Origin of the sequence: Mesorhizobium sp. M7A.F.Ca.MR.245.00.0.0 (assembly GCF_003997415.1) — a bacterium.
Taxonomy (GTDB): Bacteria; Pseudomonadota; Alphaproteobacteria; order Rhizobiales; family Rhizobiaceae; genus Mesorhizobium.
Window position 1 is genome coordinate 46,321 of sequence record NZ_RZTE01000008.1, and the last position, 23,594, is coordinate 69,914.

Genomic DNA, 23,594 nt, shown 5'->3' on the forward strand with positions numbered 1-23,594 from the left:
TTACGGGGAGAGGATGCCGGCAGGCAGGTGAGGGGCAGCTCGAACCTTCAAATGCTGGCGCTGCCCCTCATCCGCCCTTCGGGCACCTTCTCCCCGTGAACGGGGCGAAGGAAGAAAGGCTACGGCCTCCTGAACCCGGTCGGGCCGCCATAGAGATAACCGATGCGATCAACCGCGTCCTTCAGCCCTTCGCGCGACACCAGCATGGTGTGGCCGTTGGCGTGGATCATCGTGTCGGCATCGGTCATGACGGCGACATGGCCCTTCCAGAACACCAGATCGCCGCGTCGCAACCCTGAGAAATCAGATCCTGGTTCCAGCGGCTCGCCAAGTGTCGCCGCCTGCATGTCGGAATCGCGCAGCACGTCTCTGCCGGCCATGCGCATCGCCAGTTGCACCAGCCCCGAACAGTCGATACCGAAACCGGAAGTACCGCCCCAGAGATAAGGTGTTCCTAGAAACGCCTCGGCAACCGCGACATAGTCGGAGGCAGCTTCACTGAGCGGCCGCAGGTGACCTGCGATCAGCGCCTCGCCGGAAGGCAGGACCACAAAGTGCGTACCGCGTGTCTCGGCGACCTCCGTCACCGTCACCGTCGATCCCATCGACAATTGTCCGGCGATCGGAAAGCGCAGATCCGGCCCGGGGTAGAGGAAGGTGCGCGGCACGCAGACGATGTGCGTCGGCGCATGGTCCCGTTTGCCCAGCATCGTGTCGGCGACGTAGCCGACATAGCCGTCGCGTTCGGCCTGGACCCAGGCCCAGCCCTCAGCGACATCGAAGACCAGGACATCGTCGCCGAACAGCGCTTGCGTGTTGACGCCGGCATCCGGTCGCGGCGCCTTGCGCATATCGGCCACTGACGCGGTGACCCGCGCCGGCCGGCCGGCGACGAAGCGCTCGGCGGTGACCTCGCCCTTCAGCCGCGCATCGGCGAGATCGGAGCGAAAAGCGTGAAGGCGGACATCCCTGGCAGTCAAATCGAACACTCTGTTGGAAGGTAATGCGCTCACATCGGCAGTTCGAGCGCCTTGGCGATGATACCATCGCCGAAGCGCTCGACAAAGAGCGCGCCCTCGACCGTGCGCCTGATCAGCACATTGCGCTTGTCGAGTTCATCGCGGTGACGCGAAACGAGTTTCAAAGCGCCCATCGTGTCGAGCGCGCGGGTGATCACCGGCTTGGTGACATTGAGGCGCGCGGCGAGCCCGCGAATGGTGTGCGGTGGCGGGTCGAGATAGATGGTGAACAGGATCGCCGTCTGGCGCATGGTCAGATCGGGCGCGTCGTCGCGCACCTGTGACAGCATCACTTGCTGCCACAGTCGCAAGGCCTGGCTCGGGCGCATAGCAATCGACATCGCGCCAGCATGACGGCAAATTGTTTCGGTTCCGTTTCAGTCGAGGCAATTTTGCCCGCTCCGCCTGCAACCGTCAGCCGTAGCGTTTCGCGATGATCCGCTCTAGGGCGCGGATGCCTTGTGCCTCGCCGCCGGCGGGGCCATGCGGACGATCGGCCGGGTTCCAGGCGAAGATGTCGAAATGCGCCCAGCCCTCGGTCTTTTCGACGAAGCGTTTCAGGAACAGCGCCGCCGTGATCGAGCCGGCGAAACCGTCTGATGTGACATTGTTGATGTCGGCGATTTTCGACGACAGTTTTGCATCGTAGGGCCGCCACAGCGGCATGCGCCACAGCGGATCCTCGACCGCGACGGAAGCCGCCGCAAGATCGGATGCCAGCGCTTCGTCACTTGTGTAGAACGGCGGCAGATCGGGGCCGAGCGCGACGCGGGCAGCCCCGGTCAGCGTCGCCATGTCGACCAGAAGCTGCGGCTCCTCCTCGTCGGCCAGCGCCAGCGCATCGGCCAGCACCAGCCGCCCCTCGGCATCCGTATTGCCGATCTCGACAGTGATGCCCTTGCGGCTCGCAAGCACATCTCCGGGCCGGAAGGCGTTGCCGGCAATCGAATTCTCAACCGCGGGAATGAGCACGCGCAGCCGCACATTCAGCCCGGCAGCCATGATCATCGAGGCGAGGCCAAGGACATTGGCAGCACCGCCCATGTCCTTTTTCATCAGCAGCATGCCGGACGATGGCTTGATGTCGAGACCGCCCGTGTCGAAGCAGACGCCCTTGCCGACCAGGGTCACCTTCGGCGCCCCTTGCTGCCCCCATCGCATATCGATCAGGCGCGGTGCGCCGGCCGACGCACGGCCGACAGCATGGATCATCGGGAAATTCCGGTCGAGGAGATCGTCACCCTTGACCACCGAGACTTCGGCCTTGTGCCTGGCGGCCAGGGTCCGCACCGCCTGCTCCAAATCTTCCGGACCCATGTCGCTGGTCGGCGTGTTGACCAGATCTCGTGTGAGGAAGACGCCATCGGCGATGCGGCCTACGCGCCCGGCATCGACCCCGGCCGGCAGGCCGAAGCGCAGCGCCTTGCCTGGCTTCTTGCCGTAACGGGTGAAGACATAGCCGCCGAGCAGCAGCGCGGTCGCCGCGAGGTCCGGCTCGGCCGGCGCCGAGGCGAAATGCCAGTCGCCTTCCGGCAAGGCTTTCGACAGCGCGCCAAAGGCGAGCGCGCCTTCGCCATCGCCGATACCGAACAAGGCGCCGCCGAGCGCCCCGTTTTCGCCGGGCACGACCAGCGTCCTGCCTGCCTCGCCGGAAAAGCCGTTGGCCCTGGCCCAGGCGACAGCGGCCGGCGCAAGGCCGGCCGCGTCCAGACCGTCCCTGGCGACCAGATGGACCGGCAGCGCGCCCGGCAATGTCTTCCCGACGAGTTCGACAGGCATGCGATGTTCTCCGTGTGAGTCGCCGTTCTTAACCGTCCGTTAGGGTTAACAGAATATTTCTGCGGGAGGGAAGACGGCCACGCAATGGCCGCGCATGAATGGAGGCTTAGGTGGCCATGCCGACCAACCGCAGGATCAACGCCAGGGGAAAACGGCTCATCACCACGGCCCTTGTGCTGGCGCTGGCGGCGGGCGTCGCCGGCTGCGGAACCGACAAGATCTCCACCGGCTCTATCGCACGCACCAGCGGCAAACCGCTGGAAAGCATGTCGGCCGGGGAACTGCACAATGCCACCGGCGCACTCGGCCAATCCTACGCGAAGAACCCCAACGACAAGCGGATCGCGACGAATTATGCGGCGGCATTGCAGATGGATGGCGACGCCGATCAGTCGCTGGCCGTGATGCGCAAGCTCGCCATCGCTTTGCCCAAGGATCGTGACGTTCTTGCCTCCTATGGCAAGGCGCTGGCCGCCAATGGCCAGTTCGAGGCGGCACTCGACGCCGTGCGCCGCGCTCAAACACCGGAATATCCCGACTGGAAGCTGGTGTCGGCCGAAGCGGCCATCCTCGACCAGACCGGCCAGAAGGACGATGCGCGCCAGCTTTACCGCAAGGCGCTCGACCTTAAGCCGAACGAGCCTTCCGTGCTCTCCAATCTTGGCATGTCGTATGTGCTGGAAGGTGACCTGCGCACCGCCGAAACCTATATGCGCTCGGCCGCGCAGCAGCCGAATGCGGACAGCCGCGTCCGCCAGAACCTGGCACTGGTCGTCGGCCTGCAAGGCCGGTTCGACGAGGCCGAGAAGATCGCCTCGCAGGAGCTCTCGCCCGAACAGGCGCAGGCAAACGTCGCCTATCTCAGGCAGATGCTGGCCCAGCAGAATGCCTGGAGCCAGCTCAAGGACCAGGACAAGCCGAAATCCGCGACCAACTGAGACCACAATCCCGATGCCCAACGAAGAAGCCGCGCTGCATGCGCGGCTTCTTCGTTTGAGGGAATGCAGGAATTTGCCTTGCCGCTACTGGGCGTTTGTTGCCGGCGCCGGATGATCGCCGAAGATACCGCGCTGGCTGACCTGAATGCCGGCGGGACCCAGGATGATGGCGAAGAGCACCGGCAGGAAAAACAGGATCATCGGCACTGTGAGCTTTGGCGGCAGGGCGGCGGCCTTCTTCTCGGCCGCATTCATGCGCATGTCGCGGCTTTCTGCGGCAAGCACGCGCAGTGCATGCGCCACCGGCGTGCCGTAACGCTCGGCCTGGACGAGCGCCTGCGACACCGACTTGACCGAATCCAGGCCGGTGCGGCTTGCCAGGTTCTCGTAGGCCTGCTTGCGCTCCGGCAGGTAGGAAAGCTCGGCGTTGGTGAGGATGAACTCTTCCGCCAGCGCCACCGATTGCGCGCCGATCTCGTCGGCGACCTTGCGCAGTGCCGCTTCCACCGACATGCCCGATTCGACGCAGATCAGCATCAGATCGAGCCCATCCGGCCATGCCATCTGGATCGACTGCTTGCGCTTGGTGGCGCGGTTGTTGACGTAGATGACCGGTGCGTAGAAGCCGCCGTAAGCAACGAGGATGCAGACGAACAGCCTGATGACCAATGGCTTGTCGGGCAGTCCTCCGAGCACGAAGATGTAGATTGCGGCCAGCGCGAAACCGACAAAAGGAAGCACGAGACGAAAGAAAAGAAACCGCGTCAGCGGATTCTGTCCACGAAAGCCGGCCACCTTGAGTTTCTGCAAGGTGCCTTCATCGGCGAGCGCGCGTCTCAGATCCAGCCGGTCGACAATGTTGCGCATGCCGATCGACTGTTCCTCGCGCAAGCCCTTGCGACGGCGGTCGGCCTCGACCGCAAGCCGGGCGCGCTGTTGCGCACGCAGTTCGTCGCGTTCCAGCGCAACGGATTTCATGCGTGACTTGAGCTGGTTTCCGCCAAACGCCGGCAGCAAGGTGAAGACGGTCGCAAACACCGCTATCGCGACCAGCATCGCGATCAGGAAGCTCGGATCCGTCAGGGTCTTGATGACTTGCTCGGTCATGCCAGCATCCTAGACTTCGAAGTTCATCATCTTGCGCATCACCAGGATGCCGATCAACATCCAGACCGCAGAGCAACCAAGGATCAGGTTTCCGACGCTGGTGTTGAAGAGCGGCATCAGGTAGGCCGGGCTCGACAGGTAGACGAGAAAGGCGACGATGAAGGGCAGCGCGCCGATGATCGCGGCGGACGCCTTCGCTTCCATCGACAGCGCCGCGACCTTGGCTTTCATCTTCTTGCGATCGCGAAGCACGCGCGAAAGATTGCCCAGCGCCTCGGAGAGATTGCCGCCGGCCTGCGACTGTATCTGGATAACGATGCCGAAGAAGCTTGCCTCGGTACAAGGCATGGTTTCGGGCATGCGCAAGGTCGCGTCGGGGATAGAGAGGCCCATCTGCTGTGAATCGACGATGCGGCGAAACTCGGTCTTCACGGGTTCGGGCGATTCGTTGGCGATCAAGCGTACGGCGTCGTTCAGCGGCAGGCCGGATTTGACCGCGCGCACGATGATGTCGAGCGCATTTGGAAATTCGTTGAGGAATGCCTTGACCCGGCGGGCGCGACGAAACGTGACGAACCAGCGCGGCAGGCCCAGCCCCCCGGCCAGCAGCACGCCCGGCAAGGCGATCAGCGGGGCTCCGGCCACAAAGGCGACAATCGTCAAAACGACGCCGCATATTGCGGAATATATGTAGAAACGCTCGATGGTGGTCTTGAGGCCGGCCTGACGAAGCTGGGCTTTCAGCGGCGGTTTCTTGACGCGGCTGTCCTTGGTTTTCTGCTTGGCGTCGAGTTCGTTGAGCGAATCCTGAACCGATTTGCGCCGCTTGACGGCTTCCGCCACGCGGTCACGCGAGGCCTTGACGACGGAGCGATCCGTCTCGGCGGTCTTGATCGTTTCGAGCCGCTTGCCGACCTGTTTCTCGTTGCTGATCCGGGTGAACAGAAATGCATAGGCGACGGCGCCGGCGCTGAAGCCGGCGAGCACGACAAACGCCAGTACTGTGCCGTCAATTCCAAACATTGGCCCGAACCCTTACACCCCAGCATGCGTCAGTCAGCGCGTTTCTCCATCGCCTCGAGCGCAATGGCGAGACGCTGCTCCTCGCCGTAATAGCGTGCGCGCTCCCAGAAATGCGGACGGCCGATGCCCGTCGATACGTGCTCACCCAACAGCCTGCCGTTGGCGTCCTCACCCTTGATGTTGTAGAGGACGATATCCTGCGTGATGATGACGTCGCCTTCCATCCCGATCACCTCGGTGATGTGGGTGATGCGGCGCGATCCGTCGCGCAGGCGCGCCGCCTGGATGATCACGTCGATGGAACCGACGACGATTTCGCGCACTGTCTTCTGCGGCAGCGAATAGCCGCCCATGGCAATCATGGATTCGATACGGTTCAGGCATTCGCGCGGGCTGTTCGAGTGGATCGTGCCCATCGAGCCGTCATGGCCGGTGTTCATCGCCTGCAGAAGATCGAACACTTCGGGTCCGCGCACTTCGCCGACGATGATGCGCTCGGGCCGCATGCGCAGGCAGTTCTTGACCAGGTCGCGCATGGTAACCTCACCCTCGCCCTCCAGATTGGGCGGGCGGGTTTCGAGGCGCACCACATGCGGCTGCTGCAATTGCAGCTCGGCCGAGTCTTCGCAGGTGATGACGCGCTCCTCGCGGTCGATATAGTTGGTCAGGCAATTGAGCAGCGTCGTCTTGCCCGAACCGGTGCCGCCCGAGATCACGATGTTGCAGCGAACACGACTGATGATCTTGAGAACTTCGGCGCCCTGCGGCGAGATGGCGCCGAACTTGACCAGCTGATCGAGCGTCAGCTTGTCCTTCTTGAATTTGCGGATGGTGAGCGTGGCGCCATCGATGGAGAGTGGCGGCGCGATGACGTTGACGCGGGAGCCGTCGGGAAGGCGCGCGTCGCAGATCGGGCTGGATTCGTCGACGCGGCGGCCAACCTGGCTGACGATACGCTGGCAGATGTTGAGGAGCTGCTGATTGTCACGAAAGCGGATACCGGTCTGTTCTACCTTGCCGTTGACTTCGATGTAGACGTTCCTGGAGCCGTTGACCATGATGTCGGCGATGTCGTCGCGGGCGAGCAGCGGCTCGAGCGGCCCATAGCCGAGCACGTCGTTGCAGATGTCCTCGAGCAGCTCTTCCTGCTCGGCGATCGTCATTGCGAAGTTCTTGATCGCGATGATGTCGTTGACGATATCGCGGATTTCCTCGCGCGCACTTTCAGGATCAAGCTTGGAAAGCTGCGACAGATCGATGGTGTCGATGAGCGCGGAGAAGACCTGGCTCTTGGTGTCGTAATAAGTTTCGCTCTTTTCGCGCTGTGCCCGCTTCGGCTCAGGCGCCAATGGCGGTGCCTCGACGGCACGGCGCGCCGGCGGCGCGACAGGCGCGCTTGGCGCCGCCGCGGGCCGGGTCAGAACCGCCGTGTCCATGGAACTTGCAGCCGGCGGCGCAACCGGCGCCGGTGCTGGCTGGCGAAATTCCGGCGTGAACCGGTTGCCGTCGTCGCTGCCTCTTTTACCAAACATGATCGACTACCGATTCCACTGCTGAAGCGTCACTTCTTGTTGCGCGAGAGCTTGCCGAGCAGGCTGCCGAGCCCGGCCTTCTTCTTGATCTTGATTTCGCTGCGCCCGGTCAGCACATGCGCCATTTCGTTGATCATCGCGACGACCGGGTTCTTGGCATCCATTTCGCCAAGCATGCGTCCGTTGTTGGCGGCATTGCCGAACAGCAACGGATCAAACGCAATGACCGACATCGGCGACAGGCCGAGCGGCTCGGCGAAATCGGACGGCGAAATCTCCGGGCGCTTCGGCACGCCGGCCTGGTTGATGATCAGCTTGGGCGGCGGATCATTGGGACGAAGCCGCTTGAGCATATCGACGAGGTTCTTGGTGTTGCGCAGATTGGCGAGTTCAGGTGTCGCGGTGATGACGATCTCGTCGGCCTTGACCAGGGTGTTCTTGGTCCAGCCCGTCCAGGCATGGGGGACGTCGAGCACCAGAAGCGGCACGCTGCGCTGGGCGGTGTCGATGAGCTGCGCGAAGGCCTCGGGATCGAAATCATAGACCCGTTCGAGCGTCGAAGGCGCTGCCAGCAGCGACAGATGCTCAGCGCACTGGGTCAGCAGCCGGTCGAGATAGACTTCATCGATGCGTTCCGGTGAAAACACCGCCTCGGCGATGCCTTGCGCCGGATCCTGGTCGAAATTGATGTTGGCGGTGCCGAAAGCCAGATCGAGATCGGCGACGACCACTTCGGATTTGAACAGGGAGGACATCGCCCAAGCCACATTGTGGGCGATCGTCGAGGAGCCGACACCGCCCTTGGCGCCGACAAAGGCGATCGAGCGGCCGAGCGGCTCGGCTTCCGGATCGATGAAAATCGACGACACCACGCTAACGATGTCGGCCATCGAGACCGGAGCGATCACATATTCGGAAATGCCGTTGCGGATGAGCTCGCGGTAGAGGCCGACATCATTGTAGTGGCCGATCACCACCACCTTCGACGTCGGATCGCAATATTCCGAGAGTTGGGCGAGTTGTTCCAGCAATTGCTTGGGCTCGCTGCGCGATTCCAGCAGGATCAGGTTGGGCGTCGGCGCCGATTGGTAGAATTCGATGGCAGTGGGGACGCCGCCCATATGGACCTTGAGATGCGCCTTTGTCATACGGCGGTCCTCGCCGGCGCGCTCGACCGGATTGGCAACACCCTCGGTTTCGCAGAATGCCTGGATCGAGATGCGCGGGATCGGCCGCAATGCCTGCATCGCGGCGATGTCCTGCTGCGAGGTGTCGCTGCCGTCCACCGGGGCGTCGTAGGCAAGGTTGCTCATCGTCATGCTCTTTCCCGTGGCCTGTTCTATCCGAGACTGGCGGCTTAGTAGTCTACTTCCGAATTGCCCAGGAACTCATCCGAAATGCCTCTTGAGCGGTAGACATCGATCACCGCGCCGCGATTTTCAGCATCGATTGTGGACGGCTTGCGCGGGCCGAGCAGATCGGCCGGGTTGGCCATCTGGGCGGCAAGATTGTTCTGATAAGAGCAACCGAAATCGGCATAGTGCTTGTTTTCCGAGGTGTCGACGAGGTCGGCTGGCCAGCGTCCGCATTTGTCGGTCTGCGCCCTCACCGCAACATAAGCGACGCGGACCGGCGAGGATATCTCGCTGGAGGCAGCCTGATAGGAGGTGACGACAAGCCGGTTGCGCTTGACGCCGCTGGCAATCGCGAGCCGGGCGAAATCACGGGCCGCCGCGGTCGCGGCGACCTCGTTGGCCGATCCGCTAGGGACCTGGATCGTCAGCGTCGGGGCGGCACTTCTGTCATAGCCATCCAGGAAGCCAAGAAGCGTGTCGCGCTGAGAGCCCGTCATGCCGCGGTCGCCGGCACCAACCGGCAGATCGATCTTTTGATTCTTCTCGGCGATCACGATCGGATGGTTGGTGCGGTAATCGTCCGGAATGGCGCCGACCGTGATGCTATCGCGCTGGGCGCAGCCGGCCAGCAGCGCAGCCACCGCAACCGCCAGGACAGGAACGGCTTGCCGGCAGACCCGCGAGCGGCCAAAGCGCATCGCTGCCGCGATGGTGCTTGCCTTCAATGCTGACTGAGACATGTCCGCTTCCCCGCTCACTTGTAGATGAAGCCGACAACGCCGTGGTAGCGGCCGTTTGGCTTGTCTGTCTGCATGGTGCCGTAGACGCGATTGACGCGGCCAAGGAACATGCCGGCGCCATCGCTGGCGGCGTTGAAATTGTCATCCGGCTTGGCAAGGTCGTTGCGGGCCACCGGCTTCACCAGATAGGGCGTTATGATGATGACGAGCTCGGTCTCGTTGCGGACGAAGTCCCTGCTGCGGAAGAGCGAGCCGAGCACCGGGATCTTGGCTAGGCCAGGCAGGCCCGAGATAGCCTGGCGAACGTCGTCGCGAACGAGACCCGCGATCATCATCGACCCGCCCGAAGGCAATTCGACAGTGGTATCGGCAAGCCTTTTGCGGATGGACAATATCGTCATACCGGGTTGAGTGCCCGAACCTTCGAGGGTCGGCGCACCATCCGTGGTCGGCTCCGATACGGAGGTTCTGACCTTGAGGCTTATGCGCCCCGCCGACAACACGACCGGCTGGAACTCGAGGCCAATGCCGTATTCGATCTTTTCAAATGAATATGTCGTCAGGCCGGTCTGATTGTCGGTCGAGACATTGCTCGAGCGACCGGTGGCCAGATTGTACTCGCCGCCGACCTTGAACGTTGCCTTCTCGCCCGACACGGCGGTGAGGGTCGGCTCGGCCAGCGTCTTCATCACGCCGCTTTGCTCCATGGCATTGATGTAGGCCTGGAGGCCGTTTCCAATCCCGTCTCCCAGCAACAAACCGGAACTAGCCGCAATCGGCTTGCCCAACCCGAAAGCAGGCGAACTTGCCGCGCTGTAAGAAATGCCGTTGGAGCTGCCGCTGCCGACCATGTTGACGCCGAGCTGCTTCATCACGGAGCGGCTGACTTCGGCGACCGTGACCTTCAGCGTAACCTGGTCGTCGCCAATGATCTGCAGCAGGTTGACGATCTTGCTGGTGCGGCGTTCCAGGTCCGGATTGTTGATGTCGACACCGCTTTGAGCTGAACCGCCGGCGGCGGTCTGCGAATACTGTCCCGTCGTCGCTTCACCACCCGAAACGAAGATCGTCGCCAGGTCGACCGCGCGCTTTGCGTCCAGCGGCGTGTCGACCGTTCCGGTCAGAACGACGTTGTCGTTCAGCAGTTCCACCTTGATGGCCGACGTCGGCAGGAAGCGCCTGATATAATCCTCAAGGCCGGCAACGTCGCGTTCGACGGCCAGGTCAAGACTGACGATCTGCTCGCCATTCGGACCGAAGACAAAGATGTTCGTCTCGCCGACCGCCTTGCCGAACAGATAGATGCGCCTTGCGGTGCGGGTCACCGCATCGGCCACCGCCGGGTTGGCGACGAGAATGTCGTAGGCATCGCTCGGCAGGTCGATGACCACCGACTTGTTGAGGCCGAGTTTGACGCGCTGGGTGGCCGTCGATGCCGTGACCTGCGCGTTCTTTGCCTCGACAACGCTGCCTTGCACATTCGTTCCGACGAGCAGCAGGCCGAATGCCGCGGCTACGATTGCCGGCAGTTTACCGCTTAGCCTCATTTCCTTGCCCCTACTTCGGAAACTTCGCCCGACTTGATCAGCCTCACCGTTCCCCTGCGGCCATTGCCGGAAACGAGATAGTCGGCCTCACCCAGATTCTTTTCCTGCGTGTCCGCGACTGCCCGTAGCGCCAGGGTCAGGCGATCCGCCATCTGTTGGGCGACGGTGATGATCTCCGCCTGCTTGGGCGTCAGTTCCAGCGTGGCGGTCTGACCCACCCTGGTCTTCTTGCCTTCCTCGTCCTCCTGAATGGTCTGATCGATGGCCAGGACGCGGATGTTCTTGAGGATGGTCTCGGTGTTGAAGCCGGCGGCGCCGCTGGCGGCATCGGCCCTGCGGGTCATGATGACGTCGACGAAATCGTTGGGAAGAATGAAGCCGCCGGCCGACGTATCGGCCGAGATGGCCGTGGCGACCGCCCGCATGCCGGAAGGCAGGATCGACGACATGAAGCTCTGCCCCTCGCCGATCAGCTTGGAGCGCCGCAGGGGTTCTCCGGCATACATTGCCACACGGGCAACGGAACTCTTCAGCTTGTCCAGCGCCTCGGGCTCGGCGGTGCGGGTGATGAAATTCGCGTTGACGCCGTCGGCGGGCCAGGATTGCCAGGCGATGTTGTTTTGGATCGGGTTGCCCATCGGCACGTCGCCTGAAAGCACAAGCACATCCTGGAGTGCCACTGCCGGGGCTTGGGGGCCGGAATCGACGACGACCTGGGGCGGCGGTGCCACCATGTTCTTCGCGACATAGCCAGCGCCACCCGCCGCGGCCACCGCCACGCTCAGAATTATCAATCGCGATGCTGGCATCTGTCCGAACCCTTGCCCTGGCAAACCACGTAGCCAAGCCGGACTTTGCAGCGGCAATCGTCAAAACAAGGTTAATGTAATGCTTACGATCGTGATTAATTTAAGGTTTACATAAATTAGCCGGAATGTGGTCTGAACGGCCAAAATGGCCGGGCCGGCCCTGTTGAGAACGGGGTTTCGGCAATGCTGACAGACAATAAAAATAAGATCGTGCTCAAGTCGCCAGCCTGGCAAGCGCCCATACCATCAAAGGCGAATCCGGATAGGTCAGCAACCCGCCAAGGCCGAGGGCGACGCCGTAGGGAACACCTTTTGCCTCGTCGGCGAAATGGCGCAGAAACGGATTTTGGCCGGTAACGGCCGCAAGCAGCGACTTCCGGTAGAGGATGATCGCCAGCGTCAGCAGGCCGCCGATGATTGTCGAGGCGACAAGATACTCCACGAGATTGATATTGAGGCCCATCCACATCGCGGTGGCGGCCAGAAGCTTGGCGTCGCCGCCGCCCATGCCGCCCATTGCAAACAGGCCGAACGTCACGGCCAGGACCAGGGCGCCGGCGGCGAAATGTCCGCCATAGACCGCCCAGTCCATACCCGTCAGCGGCGCGACCAGCGCGAAGACAACGACGAGCAGCACCGGTACGCGATTGGCGATCGTCATCGACAGCATGTCGGAAATCGCGGCAAACAGCATGCAGAACGGAAAGACGACGAAGATCAGGGCTTCAAGCATCGGCGCTGTGCCTATTGTTCAATTCCAATGCGGCCAGTCTAGACATGTTCGATTAACGATTGATGAGGCCCGCTGCTAAAACGTCTTGGTACCCTAAGGTCTCACAAACAAAGCAAGGGCCGCCAGTGAGGCGGCCCTTGCTGCAAGTTGATTGCTTCAGCGATAGCGAATTAGTTGCCAGCGCCGTTCAACGTGGATCCGATGTTGGTGAACTTGGCGTTGAGCGCAGTACCGAGCTGGCCCGCGCCAGTGATGATGGCGAGCGCAATGAGAGCGGCGATCAGACCATATTCGATAGCGGTCGCGCCGGATTCGTCCTTCACAAAACGTGCGATGAGATTAGACATTCGAGAGCTCCTACTCCACGTGTTACAGCACTTCCGTCAACTTCTGTGATGGTTGATCGGATGCTGCCAATCTAGGGAGAAGCTCTTTCGATCGGCTTAAGAAACAGCCTTACCGATTCCTTTCCCGGTTCGAACACATTGCGTGGTTAACCTGGGGCTAATATACCACTGAGCCTTCTCGCCCCGGGTTTGTGGACTTCCGGACAGTGCCCGGCGAGCGTCCTTGTCTGCCATCGCATCATTGGCGACACCGCATGCTTAACCGTTGGTTCACCAATCTCGTTCATGTTCCGTTGATCAGTCCGCCTGCGTGGAGCGCCTCAATGGCCCAGCCGAGATCGTCAATCCTGATTGCCGCGCTTCTTGCCGTCTCGAGCTTCGTCGCGCCCGCCATGGCCGGCGCCGGCATCGAGGTCACGATGAACCAGGCCAAGATCGTCAAACTGTCGCGTCCCGCCGACACCATCGTGGTCGGCAACCCGGCAATCGCCGACGCTTCCGTGCAGGACGCTTCGACGATTGTGCTCACCGGCAAAGGCTTCGGCGTCACCAATCTGGTCGTGCTCGATACGGACGGCAGCCCCATCGTCGACGAGCAGGTTACCGTGGTGCGGCAAGCCGCCTCGTCCGTGCGCATTTACCGGCGCGCCGAAATCCAGACGATGTCGTGCACACCCTATTGCGAAAGCTCATACAAGAGCGAGGCGGAGAAGGCTTCGGAAGCGGAGATGAGCGTCAGCCGATAGGTGGCGTTGCCGACTGCCGTTCCGGTTATTGTCTGGTTAAGAGGGCTGCGCCGACTTTAACGATCATCCAAACCGGACCTCAATCGGTTTGCGCTAATGCTCCTTCCGAGACCGCATAGAGATCGGCAGGATCGGACATGAGCAAGGAATTCGGTCGCGCAGGCGACCACAAAGTGAGACGCCAAAGGTTTTTCGCCCGCTTCCTTCGTGACCGGCGCGGCGCCACGGCAATCGAATTCGCGATCCTTTCGGTCCCCTTCGCACTGCTTGTCTTTGCCATTCTGGAAAGCTGTATCTCGTTTGCCGGCCAGGAAGTGATGGCCAACGTCACCGACGATGTCGCTCGCAAGCTGCGCACCGGCCAGTTGAGGGCGGCTGACGTTGCCGGAACCAATTTGCGGGACATGATCTGCACGAAACTGCAGATCATCGTCTCCCAGGATTGTCCCAATCAACTGCTGGTGGATCTTCGCCAATATACATCGTTCGCCGATGCGGCCGCGGCAGGCTTCAAGATCCAGAACGGCGACGTCGTACTGACGAAAGGCACCGCAACCCAATCGTTCTCAGTGACAGCGGGTGCGGCGGAGTCGAGGAACATGCTTCGGGTCTTCTACAAGTGGCCGATCATGACCGATCTGCTGGCGCAGTCGATGGGCGGCAACAAGACCCTGCATTTCGCATCGGTGACCTGGCAGAACGAGCCGTTCGACAACTGAGCGGAATGCACGAGCAGTATAAGAAAAGGGCAATGGCATGATGCGTGCGGGGGCACATCTTATGATTACGGGAGTTTGGCGGAAAGCAAGTCGATTCTGGTCCGATCGCCGCGGCATCGCGGCGGTCGAATTCGCTTTGATCATGCCAATTCTGCTGATCATGTATTTCCTCACAATGGAAGCGTCGCAAGCCATCGAGACCAGCAAGAAGGTCAGTCGTATCGGCAGCATGGTGGCCGATCTCGTTACCCAGCAGACAAGCGTCCTCAAAGCGGATGTCGACGCCATCATGCAGATCGGCAGCGTCACCCTTCAGCCCTACAACCGCTCGCCCCCTAGCATCACCATCACGGCGATACAGGTTACGCCCGATGCGACGAAGGCACAGGTGGTTTGGTCACGCAAATTGGTCGCCGGCGTCGCCAGCGCCGGCGCCGCCGCGACCACCGAGACAACGGTCCCAGCGTCGCTCAAGGTCGCCAACACCTTTCTCATCCGTGTCGAAAGCAACCTCGGCTATACGCCGGTCATCGCGTGGAGCGCGAGCAGTCAACAGAAGCTTGGACTGACCTCGGCTTTCAGCAACATAACCATGGGCGAAACCTATTTTCTGCGCCCCCGCAGAAGCATGGCGATCCCTTGCAGCGACTGTTGAACACAGAAGCAGCCAGGCGCTGCGCAGGCCGCTCCAGCTACTGCTGCGGCCCACGCTCCGAAACGAAGCGCACGATAGCAGCGGCCATCTCGTAATCTTTTGGCGCCACGCGAGCGAAGCCGCCGGAATGTCTCGATTCCAGGAGATCGTAGATATCGGGCGTCGTCGACTTGAGGTTGGTGAGGAACACGGCAAGCCTGCGCTTGGCTTCCGGGTCGAGATCGCTGCGGACCGCATGGGGGCCGTATCTCAACAGGCCCGACGTCCATACGATCCGAAGCGCCGTCACCGAGAGCCCTGGCGCCTCCAGCCTGGCCTGCGTGCCCGACGGTTCTCGCGGGCCGTCGGCAGCGGCCGTCACCCAGCCGAACAGGCTATCGGCCTTGCCGTCGACCAGCATCGTCTCGGCCGCCGCGGCCGAATCGGCACGGGCCAGAAACGGTGCATCTTCCGCGATCTTGCGGCCTTCCGCGGCCAACGCCGCCAATGGCAGGAGAGAACCGCCGACGCTGTCCGAAGGCGCCATGGCGATACGATGGCGGTCCATCGCCGCCAGGGCAGGCAGCTTGCCGTCCCGCGTCAGCAGAACGGAGCGGATGCCGATCGCGCCGTCTGAATCAACCGGAGCGACAAGCGGCTCGATACATAAGCAGCGCTGCGAGGCCGTTGCATAGGCGGTGGCCGAATAGATCGCATATTCGATGCGGGAATCGGCCTGCGCCTCGATCAGCGCGGCATAGTTGCGGGCAACGACAAACTCGACCTTCATGCCCAAGGCCTTGGTGTAGGCGTCGGTCAACACAGCCAGCCCCGGAACGGCATTGCCGGCGCCTGGCTCGGCAACGATGCCGATACGAAACGTGCCGATATCATCGCGCCAGTCGGCATGCGCCGGGTTGGACCAGAGCCCGACGAGCGTCAGCATGAGAGCGGCATAAGTCTTCAGCGCAACCCTCATGACAGGAACCACAGTCTTGTTGTCCTCGATCCATGCCCATCCCAGTACACTGGACTATCACGCCAAGCCGTTGCCGTTTGGTTTCCGAATTGCCAATGAAGTCGCGGAACCCTATGTCTGGTCGGTCAAACTGGCAACAACTCGATGGCGCGCGCTTTCCTCTTCGTTCTGGATTCCTTCGGCATCGGTGGAGCGGCCGACGCCGACCGCTACGGTGACGCGGGCGCCAACACATTCGCGCACATCGCAGAAGCCTGTGCGGAGGGCCGCGCGGATCGCGAAGGGCTTCGCAGTGGACCGCTGTTTGTCCCCCACATGGCCTCGCTCGGCCTTGGCAAGGCCGCCGAAACCGCGACGGGACTGGGGTTTGCCAACAGCGGGGCGGATCTGCTCCCAACTGCCTTTCACGGCGCCGCACAGGAGGTTTCGAGCGGCAAGGATACGCCATCCGGCCATTGGGAAATCGCCGGCCTGCCGGTGCGCCTCGACTGGGGCTATTTCCCGGATACGATTCCCGCCTTTCCGGCCGAACTGACCGAGGCGATCATCCGCGAAGGCAAGGTGCCGGGCATTCTCGGCAATTGCCATGCGCCGGGCACCGAGATCATCGAGCGCTTCGGTGAGGAGCACATCCGGACCGGCAAGCCGATCTGCTACACATCGGTCGACTCGGTCCTGCAAATCGCAGCGCATGAAGTCCATTTCGGCCTCGACCGGCTTTATGAATTCTGCCAGGTGGTGCGCAGGCTGGTTGACCCGCTGAGGATCGGACGGGTGATCGCGCGGCCGTTCGTCGGCGAAACCACCGTCACTTTCGAGCGGACATACAACCGTCATGACTACGCCGTGCCCCCGCCGGAACCGACCCTGCTCGACCGGCTGACGGCGCGTGGCAGCCGTGTCATCGCCGTCGGCAAGATCGGCGACATCTTCGCCCATCGCGGAATTTCGCAAGTGCGCAAGGCGGCAGGCAACATGGCGATGTTCGACGAGGCTCTGGGTGCGATGGATAATGCCGGCGACGGTGACCTCGTCTTCGCCAATTTCGTCGACTTCGACACCGAATTCGGTCACCGCCGCGATGTCGCAGGCTATGCTGCCGCGCTCGAGGCCTTCGACCTGCGGCTGCCGGAGGCATTTGCGAGGCTGCGGCAGGGCGATCTTCTCATCCTGACGGCCGACCACGGCAACGACCCGACCTGGGGCGGGACCGATCACACGCGCGAGCGCATTCCGGTGATCGGCACTGGACCGGGTCTCAAGAGCGGCGACATCGGACTGAGAACGACATTCGCCGACATTGGCGAGACCGTGGCCGAGCATCTCGGGATGGCGCCCGGCCGCTACGGCACGTCTTTCTATACGGCGATCGGCGGTCATGCCTGAATTGCCGGAGGTCGAAACCGTCCGGCGCGGACTGCAGCCGGTTCTGGAAGGCGCCACCATCGACCGCGTCGAGGCGCGCCGACCGGATCTGCGCTTTCCATTTCCCGAGAAATTCGCGCAGCGGCTGACCGGCAAGACGATCACGGCACTCGGCCGCCGGGCCAAGTATCTGACGATGGACCTGGAAGGCGGCCCCATGCTGATCTGCCATCTCGGCATGTCGGGCTCATTCCGCATAGAGACGGCCGATGGCAGCGACATGCCCGGCATCTTCCGGCACGACCGCTCGAAGAGCTCCAATCACGACCACGTCGTCTTCCATGTCGTGTCTCCGGCCGGTGCCCGGTCCCGCGTGATCTTCAATGATCCGCGCCGCTTCGGCTTCATGCTGTTTGCGGAAGGGCTGCCGGACGTTCATCCGATGCTGGCTAGACTTGGCGTCGAGCCAACCGGCAACACATTGGACGGTGCGCTGCTCGCCTCATTGATGAAGGGGCGGCGATCACCGCTGAAGGCAGCGCTTCTCGACCAGAGGCTGATCGCCGGGCTCGGCAACATCTATGTGTCGGAGGCGTTGTGGCGTGCCGGCCTGTCGCCGCTGCGCGAGGCGGGCACGATCGCCAGGCCCGGAAAGAAAGCCCAGGCCCAAAGCGAACACCTCGCGCAAGCCATTCGTTCGGTGATATCGGATGCGATCGCAGCCGGCGGCTCCTCACTGCGGGACTATATGCAGACCGATGGGTCGCTGGGCTATTTCCAGCACGCCTTCGCCGTCTACGACCGCGAGGGAGAGGCCTGTTCCAAACCCGGCTGCGGCGGCCACATCGAACGTGTCGTGCAGAGCGGCCGATCGACCTTTTATTGCCGGACATGTCAGCGGTAAGTTGGAGCAATTCCAGGAAAAGTGTGAAACGGTTTTGCGTCGAGAATTGCGTCGAGACAAGGAGATGGAGCGGTTCTGCGTTCCGTGAAACGATGAACCGCTCTAGACGAGCGTGAGCAAGGAGAAGCAGCCATGGCCTATGAGACGATCATCACCGAGACGCACGGCAAGGTCGGGCTGATCACGCTGAACAGGCCGCAGGCGCTCAACGCGCTGAATTCGCAGATTCTGACCGAGGTGGTGGCGGCCGTGAACGGGTTCAGCGCCGATCCCGGTGTCGGCGCCATGGTCATCACCGGTTCCGAAAAGGCTTTCGCCGCCGGCGCCGATATCAAGGAGATGCAGTCCATCTCCTACGCGGACGCCTACGTCCAAGACTTCTTCGTCGGCTGGGAGGAACTGACGCGGGCGCGAAAGCCTATTATCGCGGCGGTGGCGGGCTATGCACTCGGCGGCGGCTGCGAGTTGGCGATGATGTGCGATTTCATTATCGCCGCCGACACGGCCAAATTCGGCCAGCCCGAGATCACCCTCGGCGTCATTCCAGGCATGGGCGGGTCACAAAGGCTGACCCGCTTCGTCGGCAAGTCGAAAGCGATGGACATGTGCCTGACCGGGCGGATGATGGATGCCGCCGAGGCCGAGCGTTCTGGCCTGGTGTCGCGGGTGGTGCCTGCCGGCGAGCTTGTCGAGGAGGCGCTGAAGGCCGCAGCCAAGATCGCCGCTTTCTCGCTACCATCGGTGATGATGGCGAAGGAGGCTGTCAACCGCGCCTTCGAGACGACTCTTGCCGAGGGATTGCGGTTCGAGCGCCGGCTGTTTCACTCGCTGTTTGCACTGGACGATCAGAAGGAAGGCATGGCGGCCTTTGCCGAGAAGCGGAAGCCGAATTTCACCAACCGCTGACGCCAATCCCTTGGCTGCGAAGAAGATGGCTGCTGGCCGCCAAAAAGAAGGCCGGGCAGCGTTGACGCGCCGGAAAAGCTGAACTATAAGCCGCACCAACCGAGGCGGCCCCGTGGCTGCCCGTTTGTTTTTTGCGCCCTGCGGCATCCCGCATGCGCCGACCAGATCAGAAGAGAGGCATCATGGCCAATACATCCTCGGCCAAAAAGGCAACGCGCAAGATCGTCCGCCGCGCAGCGATCAACAAGAACCGCCGCTCGCGCGTCCGCACCTATATCCGCCAGGTCGAAGAGGCCCTTGCCTCCGGTGACAAGGCTGCCGCACAGGCTGCCTTCAAGATCGCGGAGCCGGAATTGATGCGTGCCGCGACCAAGGGCGTGATCCACAAGAACACGGCGTCCCGCAAGGTGTCGCGACTGGCTCAGCGGGTCAAGGTACTGTCGGCCTGACATTACTTGCCTAGACTGACGTTCTTCGAACCCGGCCGTTTGTGCCGGGTTTTTTCGTTTGCCGGCAAGCACTTAAAAAGAATGTCCGGAAACGGCGTCTTATGCGGCATTTCACAATTAGGAATAGTTTGCCGGCATATGCATGCCTGCTGGTGATCGGCATGCTTGAAACGGCCGACCTAAAGATTCTTAACTGTCAGAAATAGCTTATATCTTTCAGTGACTTACAGATGGTGATCCACAGCTTGTCCACACCGGACCGGCCCGATCGGGGAGAAGTCGCTGTCAAGCGAATTATTTCAGAATATTTCTGTCAGCGCCCGGTTTTTCATATTCGCCGGAAAAGGGTTTGAATCACAATGGCTTTGTTAAAATGTGCCGTCGCGGCACGCCACTCGAACCCGCCTCCACTAACCAGATTCCTTAAAAATCCGTTAGACGTGGCCTTGCCCTATCCACAGCGATTTCGGTAGTGTCGATCTATCGAAAGGGACGGGCTCTGGCTCTTAACCCAAGCCTGAATCGGCCAGCTTAAATTGGCGGGATTTGCAACGCGGATCAAGTCCGCGGACGGTTTTGGTTTGTCTTTTTCGATACGGTAGGGGACTGGCGTAACTAGACATGGCAGGTAGACGGCGCGCCGGCGCTCTTTTCGCCGGACGGTGTTGTATTGCCCTGACATACCCAACGCGGACTGGCTTCCATGGGCCGGCACCGGTTCCCGCGGATAATGGGCGACGTTCATCTGCCGGCGGCGGCAGCGGACAGCGTAGCAAAGACTTAGGTCGCCGGAACCGGATGCAGGAGGCGCATCCCCGGTGGAAAACAGGTACGGAAGGACAAGGAAAAGATCATGCAGAGCGGCATTGAAAGGGAACTTACGGGCGACCTCCCATTTCCTGGAACTTTGATCGGAGCAAACGACATGGCGGTGTCCAGCGACGCGGAACAGAAATTCGACCGGGTCAAGACCCAGTTGAAGGCGCGCCTGGGAACCGAAGTCTATTCGAGCTGGTTTGGCCGCATGAAGGTCGCCGAGGCTTCCAAGGGCATCGTCCGCATCTCCGTGCCTACCGCCTTCCTGCGTTCATGGATCAACGGCCACTATCTCGACCTCATTTCAGAGCTGTGGAAGCAGGAGGATGCCGATCTCCTCAAGATCGACATCGTCGTGCGCACGGCAACTCGTCAGGGACGCAGCCAGGCCGAGCCAGAGGTAACGCCAGCACGCAGCAAGATGACACGGCAGACGCAGACGGCACTTGCCGCCGGCACAGTCAGCCCCAACCGGGTGGAGCGCGCACCGGCTCCGCGTCCGGGCACACCGATCGAGAGCGAATTTCGCCACAACGTGCTGGGGTCGCCGCTCGATCCGCGTTACACGTTCGGGTCCTTCATCGAGGGACCGTCGAACCGGGTGGCCTTCGCCGCCGCCAAGGCGGTAGCGGAATCGCAATCGAGCGCAGTGCGCTTCAATCCGCTTTTCCTTCACGCAACCGTCGGGCTCGGCAAGACACATTTGCTGCAGGCCATCGCTGCGGAATCGCTGAAGCAGAACCCCAAGTCGCGCGTCGTCTATCTCACGGCCGAGTATTTCATGTGGCGCTTTGCCACCGCGATCCGCGACAACAACGCGCTGACGCTCAAGGAACAGCTGCGCGACATCGACCTGCTCATCATCGACGACATGCAGTTTCTGCAGGGCAAGTCGATCCAGCATGAATTCTGCCACCTCATCAACATGCTGCTCGACAGCGCCAAGCAGGTCGTCGTCGCCGCCGACCGGCCGCCATCGGAACTGGAATCGCTCGAACCGCGGGTCCGTTCGCGCCTCAATGGCGGTGTCGCGCTTGAAATGTCGGCGCCCGATTTTGCCATGCGCCTCGGCATGCTCAAATTGCGCCTTGCCACGGCCAGGGGCGACGACGCATCGCTCGACATTTCGGAGGAGATCCTCAATCACGTCGCCCGCACCGTGACCGGCAGCGGACGCGAGCTGGAAGGCGCCTTCAATCAGCTTTTGTTCCGTCAATCCTTCGAGCCGCAGATCACCATCGACCGGATCGACGAAATCCTCGGCCACATCTATCGCACCGGCGAGCCGAAGCGTGTCCGTATCGAGGACATCCAGCGCATCGTGGCGCGTCACTACAATGTGTCGAAGACCGAATTGCTGTCCAACCGGCGCACGCGCACCATCGTCAAGCCGCGGCAGGTCGCCATGTACCTGTCGAAGGTGATGACGCCGCGCTCGCTACCCGAGATCGGACGGCGTTTCGGCGGCCGCGATCACACCACGGTGCTGCATGCCGTGCGCAAAATCGAGGACCTTTCCGGCAACGACAACACGCTGGCGCAGGAACTTGAGCTTCTGAGGCGGTTGATCAACGACCAGGCCTGATCCTCCGGGGATGGCTGAGCCGGAACAATACCGGAATTCAATGGCTTGCCAGTGCGGCGCTGGGCCTGGATCGGGCTCGTGGCGCCGCCTGGAAGCGATCTGGATTTCGGTTTTACGACACTGGCTCGCGGACTTCGGGCGCGTTATCCCCAGAAAGCCCGCGTAGCCGGCCTGAACCGGTGGCGCGGGCTTGCGTTTGCTGGTTTTTTCCTGTCAGTTTACGCAGATTCTGAGCCTGTTCAGACCTTTCGCGGGACGCCGCTCACTGGTGACCCGTCATTCATTCAAGCGAGCCTGTTTCGTCATGCGTGTTATCCTGGAACGGTCCAATCTCCTGAAGTCGCTCAACCACGTCCATCGCGTGGTCGAGCGGCGAAACACCATACCGATCCTGTCCAACGTGCTGCTCAGCGCCGAAGGCGCCAGCCTTGAAATGAAGGCGACCGATCTCGACCTCGAGGTGACCGAAGCGACACCCGCCAAGGTGGAGCGCGGCGGGGCGACGACAGTCCCGGCACATCTGCTCTACGACATCGTGCGCAAGCTTGCCGATGGCGCCGAGGTGATGCTGAAGACGGACGAGGACGGCAACGCCATGACGGTGACGTCTGGCCGCTCGAGCTTCCGCCTTCAGTGCCTGCCGCAATCCGACTTCCCGGAGCTCTCGGCCGGATCGTTCTCGCATATCTTCCGTCTCGACTCGGTTGCCCTGAAAGGCCTGATCGAGAAGACCCAATTCGCCATCTCCACCGAGGAGACGCGTTATTACCTGAACGGCATCTATCTGCACACGCATGAGGTCGGCGGCAAGTTGAAGCTGCGCTCGGTAGCGACCGACGGCCACCGCCTGGCGCGCGCCGAGATCGATGCGCCAGCGGGTTCCGAAGGCATGCCGGGCATCATCATTCCGCGCAAGACGGTGAGCGAGCTGCAGAAGCTCGTCGACGATCCGGATGTCGCGGTCACCACCGAACTGTCGGACACCAAGATCCGCTTCACGATCGGCAGCGTGGTTTTGACCTCGAAGCTGATCGACGGCACCTTCCCCGACTATCAGCGGGTCATTCCGACCGGCAACGACAAGAAGCTGATCATCGACCGCCAGAGTTTTGCCGCCGCTGTCGACCGCGTCTCGACCATCTCTTCCGAACGCGGCCGCGCGGTGAAGCTCTCGATCAGCGAGGGTCAGGTGACGCTTGCGGTCAACAATCCCGATTCAGGCAGCGCCACCGAAGAGCTGTCCGCCGACTATTCATCCGATCCGATCGAGATCGGCTTCAACGCGAAGTACCTGCTCGACGTTGCCGCGCAACTGACCGGCACGGAAGCCAAGTTCATGCTGGCCGACGCCGGCTCGCCGACGTTGATCCACGACATGGCCGACGAGACCGCACTCTATGTGCTGATGCCGATGCGGGTGTAGCGGCGCGGTGTCAGCACTTCGGTCCTGTTGTGGACCGGCAAGCGCGATATTTACGGCAACTTCTAGAGCAATTCCAGGAAAAGTGTGAAGCGGTTTTCCCGGGAAAGGCGCATAGCGCTTTCCCTTGGGAATTGCGTTA

Annotated in this window: 23 protein-coding genes; 10 read left to right on the plus strand and 13 right to left on the minus strand. The window is 61.9% G+C overall.

From position 1 onward, the window contains the following. Window positions 1-119: 119 nt before the first annotated feature. The 3 genes from EOB80_RS11570 to EOB80_RS11580 form a co-directional block, all read right to left on the minus strand. Window positions 120-980: an NlpC/P60 family protein gene (locus EOB80_RS11570; RefSeq protein WP_164762587.1), complete on the minus strand. Its 861-nt coding sequence runs from the start codon at window positions 978-980 to the stop codon at window positions 120-122. 29 nt (window positions 981-1,009) lie between these two features. Continuing rightward, complete coding sequence (locus tag EOB80_RS11575) at window positions 1,010-1,360, minus strand: MarR family winged helix-turn-helix transcriptional regulator (protein WP_127321196.1); 351 nt, start codon at window positions 1,358-1,360, stop codon at window positions 1,010-1,012. Window positions 1,361-1,433: 73 nt separating this feature from the next. Next, complete coding sequence (locus EOB80_RS11580; protein WP_127327687.1) at window positions 1,434-2,798, minus strand: M17 family metallopeptidase; 1,365 nt, start codon at window positions 2,796-2,798, stop codon at window positions 1,434-1,436. 116 nt (window positions 2,799-2,914) lie between these two features. Here EOB80_RS11580 and EOB80_RS11585 point away from each other — a divergent pair, with 116 nt between their 5' ends. Then, window positions 2,915-3,736 (plus strand): tetratricopeptide repeat protein, encoded by an 822-nt coding sequence (locus EOB80_RS11585; RefSeq protein WP_127327785.1) that lies wholly within the window; start codon window positions 2,915-2,917, stop codon window positions 3,734-3,736. An 84-nt stretch (window positions 3,737-3,820) separates the two neighbouring features. Here the strand turns inward: EOB80_RS11585 and EOB80_RS11590 are convergent, their stop codons facing one another. The 9 genes from EOB80_RS11590 to EOB80_RS11630 all read right to left on the minus strand — a co-directional run bounded on the left by EOB80_RS11590 (window position 3,821) and on the right by EOB80_RS11630 (window position 12,929). Continuing rightward, window positions 3,821-4,843 carry a type II secretion system F family protein gene (locus EOB80_RS11590; RefSeq protein ID WP_127321199.1) on the minus strand — a complete coding sequence of 341 codons (1,023 nt, stop codon included), beginning with the start codon at window positions 4,841-4,843 and terminating at the stop codon, window positions 3,821-3,823. 9 nt (window positions 4,844-4,852) lie between these two features. Next, the gene (locus EOB80_RS11595) at window positions 4,853-5,866 is read right to left on the minus strand and encodes a type II secretion system F family protein (protein WP_127327688.1); all 1,014 of its coding nucleotides are present in this window, start codon (window positions 5,864-5,866) and stop codon (window positions 4,853-4,855) included. Between the two features lie 29 nt (window positions 5,867-5,895). Further along, window positions 5,896-7,398 carry a CpaF family protein gene (locus tag EOB80_RS11600; protein ID WP_127327689.1) on the minus strand — a complete coding sequence of 501 codons (1,503 nt, stop codon included), beginning with the start codon at window positions 7,396-7,398 and terminating at the stop codon, window positions 5,896-5,898. A 29-nt stretch (window positions 7,399-7,427) separates the two neighbouring features. Then, the gene (locus EOB80_RS11605) at window positions 7,428-8,717 is read right to left on the minus strand and encodes a CpaE family protein (protein ID WP_127327690.1); all 1,290 of its coding nucleotides are present in this window, start codon (window positions 8,715-8,717) and stop codon (window positions 7,428-7,430) included. A gap of 38 nt (window positions 8,718-8,755) precedes the next feature. Then, entirely contained in the window at window positions 8,756-9,493 is a 738-nt protein-coding gene (locus tag EOB80_RS11610) for a CpaD family pilus assembly protein (protein WP_127327691.1), read from the minus strand. Window positions 9,494-9,507: 14 nt separating this feature from the next. Beyond that, window positions 9,508-11,040 carry a type II and III secretion system protein family protein gene (locus EOB80_RS11615; protein WP_127327692.1) on the minus strand — a complete coding sequence of 511 codons (1,533 nt, stop codon included), beginning with the start codon at window positions 11,038-11,040 and terminating at the stop codon, window positions 9,508-9,510. Beyond that, complete coding sequence (gene cpaB, locus EOB80_RS11620; RefSeq protein ID WP_127327693.1) at window positions 11,037-11,849, minus strand: Flp pilus assembly protein CpaB; 813 nt, start codon at window positions 11,847-11,849, stop codon at window positions 11,037-11,039. The genes EOB80_RS11615 and cpaB overlap by 4 nt, the downstream gene beginning before the upstream one ends. A gap of 214 nt (window positions 11,850-12,063) precedes the next feature. Then, entirely contained in the window at window positions 12,064-12,582 is a 519-nt protein-coding gene (locus EOB80_RS11625; RefSeq protein WP_127327694.1) for a prepilin peptidase, read from the minus strand. A gap of 170 nt (window positions 12,583-12,752) precedes the next feature. Next, window positions 12,753-12,929 (minus strand): Flp family type IVb pilin, encoded by a 177-nt coding sequence (locus EOB80_RS11630; RefSeq protein WP_127327695.1) that lies wholly within the window; start codon window positions 12,927-12,929, stop codon window positions 12,753-12,755. 323 nt (window positions 12,930-13,252) lie between these two features. Here EOB80_RS11630 and EOB80_RS11635 point away from each other — a divergent pair, with 323 nt between their 5' ends. The 3 genes from EOB80_RS11635 to EOB80_RS11645 all read left to right on the plus strand — a co-directional run bounded on the left by EOB80_RS11635 (window position 13,253) and on the right by EOB80_RS11645 (window position 15,049). Beyond that, window positions 13,253-13,675, plus strand: a complete 423-nt coding sequence (locus EOB80_RS11635; protein WP_127327696.1) for a pilus assembly protein N-terminal domain-containing protein — start codon at window positions 13,253-13,255, stop codon at window positions 13,673-13,675. A gap of 137 nt (window positions 13,676-13,812) precedes the next feature. Next, complete coding sequence (locus EOB80_RS11640) at window positions 13,813-14,394, plus strand: TadE/TadG family type IV pilus assembly protein (RefSeq protein ID WP_127327697.1); 582 nt, start codon at window positions 13,813-13,815, stop codon at window positions 14,392-14,394. Between the two features lie 37 nt (window positions 14,395-14,431). After that, window positions 14,432-15,049, plus strand: coding sequence for a TadE/TadG family type IV pilus assembly protein (locus EOB80_RS11645; RefSeq protein ID WP_127327698.1), 618 nt, complete (start codon window positions 14,432-14,434; stop codon window positions 15,047-15,049). A gap of 37 nt (window positions 15,050-15,086) precedes the next feature. Here EOB80_RS11645 and EOB80_RS11650 read toward each other — a convergent pair whose 3' ends face one another. Next, on the minus strand, window positions 15,087-16,007 hold the full coding sequence (locus EOB80_RS11650; protein WP_164762588.1) for a PhnD/SsuA/transferrin family substrate-binding protein: 921 nt from the start codon (window positions 16,005-16,007) through the stop codon (window positions 15,087-15,089). Window positions 16,008-16,151: 144 nt separating this feature from the next. Between EOB80_RS11650 and EOB80_RS11655 the strand changes: the two genes are divergently transcribed. The 6 genes from EOB80_RS11655 to dnaN all read left to right on the plus strand — a co-directional run bounded on the left by EOB80_RS11655 (window position 16,152) and on the right by dnaN (window position 23,455). Next, on the plus strand, window positions 16,152-17,393 hold the full coding sequence (locus tag EOB80_RS11655) for a phosphopentomutase (RefSeq protein ID WP_127327700.1): 1,242 nt from the start codon (window positions 16,152-16,154) through the stop codon (window positions 17,391-17,393). Next, window positions 17,386-18,276 (plus strand): bifunctional DNA-formamidopyrimidine glycosylase/DNA-(apurinic or apyrimidinic site) lyase, encoded by an 891-nt coding sequence (gene mutM, locus EOB80_RS11660; protein WP_127327701.1) that lies wholly within the window; start codon window positions 17,386-17,388, stop codon window positions 18,274-18,276. The genes EOB80_RS11655 and mutM overlap by 8 nt, the downstream gene beginning before the upstream one ends. A 132-nt stretch (window positions 18,277-18,408) precedes the next feature. Beyond that, window positions 18,409-19,182 carry an enoyl-CoA hydratase gene (locus EOB80_RS11665; RefSeq protein ID WP_127327702.1) on the plus strand — a complete coding sequence of 258 codons (774 nt, stop codon included), beginning with the start codon at window positions 18,409-18,411 and terminating at the stop codon, window positions 19,180-19,182. A 182-nt stretch (window positions 19,183-19,364) separates the two neighbouring features. Beyond that, the gene (gene rpsT, locus EOB80_RS11670; RefSeq protein WP_013533694.1) at window positions 19,365-19,631 is read left to right on the plus strand and encodes a 30S ribosomal protein S20; all 267 of its coding nucleotides are present in this window, start codon (window positions 19,365-19,367) and stop codon (window positions 19,629-19,631) included. A gap of 925 nt (window positions 19,632-20,556) precedes the next feature. Further along, window positions 20,557-22,032, plus strand: a complete 1,476-nt coding sequence (gene dnaA, locus EOB80_RS11675; protein ID WP_245466332.1) for a chromosomal replication initiator protein DnaA — start codon at window positions 20,557-20,559, stop codon at window positions 22,030-22,032. A 304-nt stretch (window positions 22,033-22,336) separates the two neighbouring features. Continuing rightward, window positions 22,337-23,455: a DNA polymerase III subunit beta gene (gene dnaN / locus EOB80_RS11680; RefSeq protein WP_023811387.1), complete on the plus strand. Its 1,119-nt coding sequence runs from the start codon at window positions 22,337-22,339 to the stop codon at window positions 23,453-23,455. Window positions 23,456-23,594 lie beyond the last annotated feature (139 nt).

What these genes read in the sequence shown, in the direction of transcription:
- EOB80_RS11590 (WP_127321199.1), bottom strand. Translation starts at nt 4,843, where the DNA reads ATGACCGAGCAAGTCATCAAGACCCTGACGGATCCGAGCTTCCTGATC.
- EOB80_RS11630 (WP_127327695.1), bottom strand. Translation starts at nt 12,929, where the DNA reads ATGTCTAATCTCATCGCACGTTTTGTGAAGGACGAATCCGGCGCGACC.
- EOB80_RS11645 (WP_127327698.1), top strand. Translation starts at nt 14,432, where the DNA reads ATGATGCGTGCGGGGGCACATCTTATGATTACGGGAGTTTGGCGGAAA.
- EOB80_RS11615 (WP_127327692.1), bottom strand. Translation starts at nt 11,040, where the DNA reads ATGAGGCTAAGCGGTAAACTGCCGGCAATCGTAGCCGCGGCATTCGGC.
- dnaN (WP_023811387.1), top strand. Translation starts at nt 22,337, where the DNA reads ATGCGTGTTATCCTGGAACGGTCCAATCTCCTGAAGTCGCTCAACCAC.
- EOB80_RS11625 (WP_127327694.1), bottom strand. Translation starts at nt 12,582, where the DNA reads ATGCTTGAAGCCCTGATCTTCGTCGTCTTTCCGTTCTGCATGCTGTTT.
- EOB80_RS11665 (WP_127327702.1), top strand. Translation starts at nt 18,409, where the DNA reads ATGGCCTATGAGACGATCATCACCGAGACGCACGGCAAGGTCGGGCTG.
- EOB80_RS11610 (WP_127327691.1), bottom strand. Translation starts at nt 9,493, where the DNA reads ATGTCTCAGTCAGCATTGAAGGCAAGCACCATCGCGGCAGCGATGCGC.
- EOB80_RS11575 (WP_127321196.1), bottom strand. Translation starts at nt 1,360, where the DNA reads ATGTCGATTGCTATGCGCCCGAGCCAGGCCTTGCGACTGTGGCAGCAA.
- EOB80_RS11585 (WP_127327785.1), top strand. Translation starts at nt 2,915, where the DNA reads ATGCCGACCAACCGCAGGATCAACGCCAGGGGAAAACGGCTCATCACC.
- EOB80_RS11635 (WP_127327696.1), top strand. Translation starts at nt 13,253, where the DNA reads ATGGCCCAGCCGAGATCGTCAATCCTGATTGCCGCGCTTCTTGCCGTC.
- EOB80_RS11595 (WP_127327688.1), bottom strand. Translation starts at nt 5,866, where the DNA reads ATGTTTGGAATTGACGGCACAGTACTGGCGTTTGTCGTGCTCGCCGGC.
- EOB80_RS11650 (WP_164762588.1), bottom strand. Translation starts at nt 16,007, where the DNA reads ATGAGGGTTGCGCTGAAGACTTATGCCGCTCTCATGCTGACGCTCGTC.
- EOB80_RS11580 (WP_127327687.1), bottom strand. Translation starts at nt 2,798, where the DNA reads ATGCCTGTCGAACTCGTCGGGAAGACATTGCCGGGCGCGCTGCCGGTC.
- cpaB (WP_127327693.1), bottom strand. Translation starts at nt 11,849, where the DNA reads ATGCCAGCATCGCGATTGATAATTCTGAGCGTGGCGGTGGCCGCGGCG.
- EOB80_RS11640 (WP_127327697.1), top strand. Translation starts at nt 13,813, where the DNA reads ATGAGCAAGGAATTCGGTCGCGCAGGCGACCACAAAGTGAGACGCCAA.
- EOB80_RS11655 (WP_127327700.1), top strand. Translation starts at nt 16,152, where the DNA reads ATGGCGCGCGCTTTCCTCTTCGTTCTGGATTCCTTCGGCATCGGTGGA.
- mutM (WP_127327701.1), top strand. Translation starts at nt 17,386, where the DNA reads ATGCCTGAATTGCCGGAGGTCGAAACCGTCCGGCGCGGACTGCAGCCG.
- EOB80_RS11605 (WP_127327690.1), bottom strand. Translation starts at nt 8,717, where the DNA reads ATGACGATGAGCAACCTTGCCTACGACGCCCCGGTGGACGGCAGCGAC.
- rpsT (WP_013533694.1), top strand. Translation starts at nt 19,365, where the DNA reads ATGGCCAATACATCCTCGGCCAAAAAGGCAACGCGCAAGATCGTCCGC.
- EOB80_RS11600 (WP_127327689.1), bottom strand. Translation starts at nt 7,398, where the DNA reads ATGTTTGGTAAAAGAGGCAGCGACGACGGCAACCGGTTCACGCCGGAA.
- dnaA (WP_245466332.1), top strand. Translation starts at nt 20,557, where the DNA reads ATGGCGGTGTCCAGCGACGCGGAACAGAAATTCGACCGGGTCAAGACC.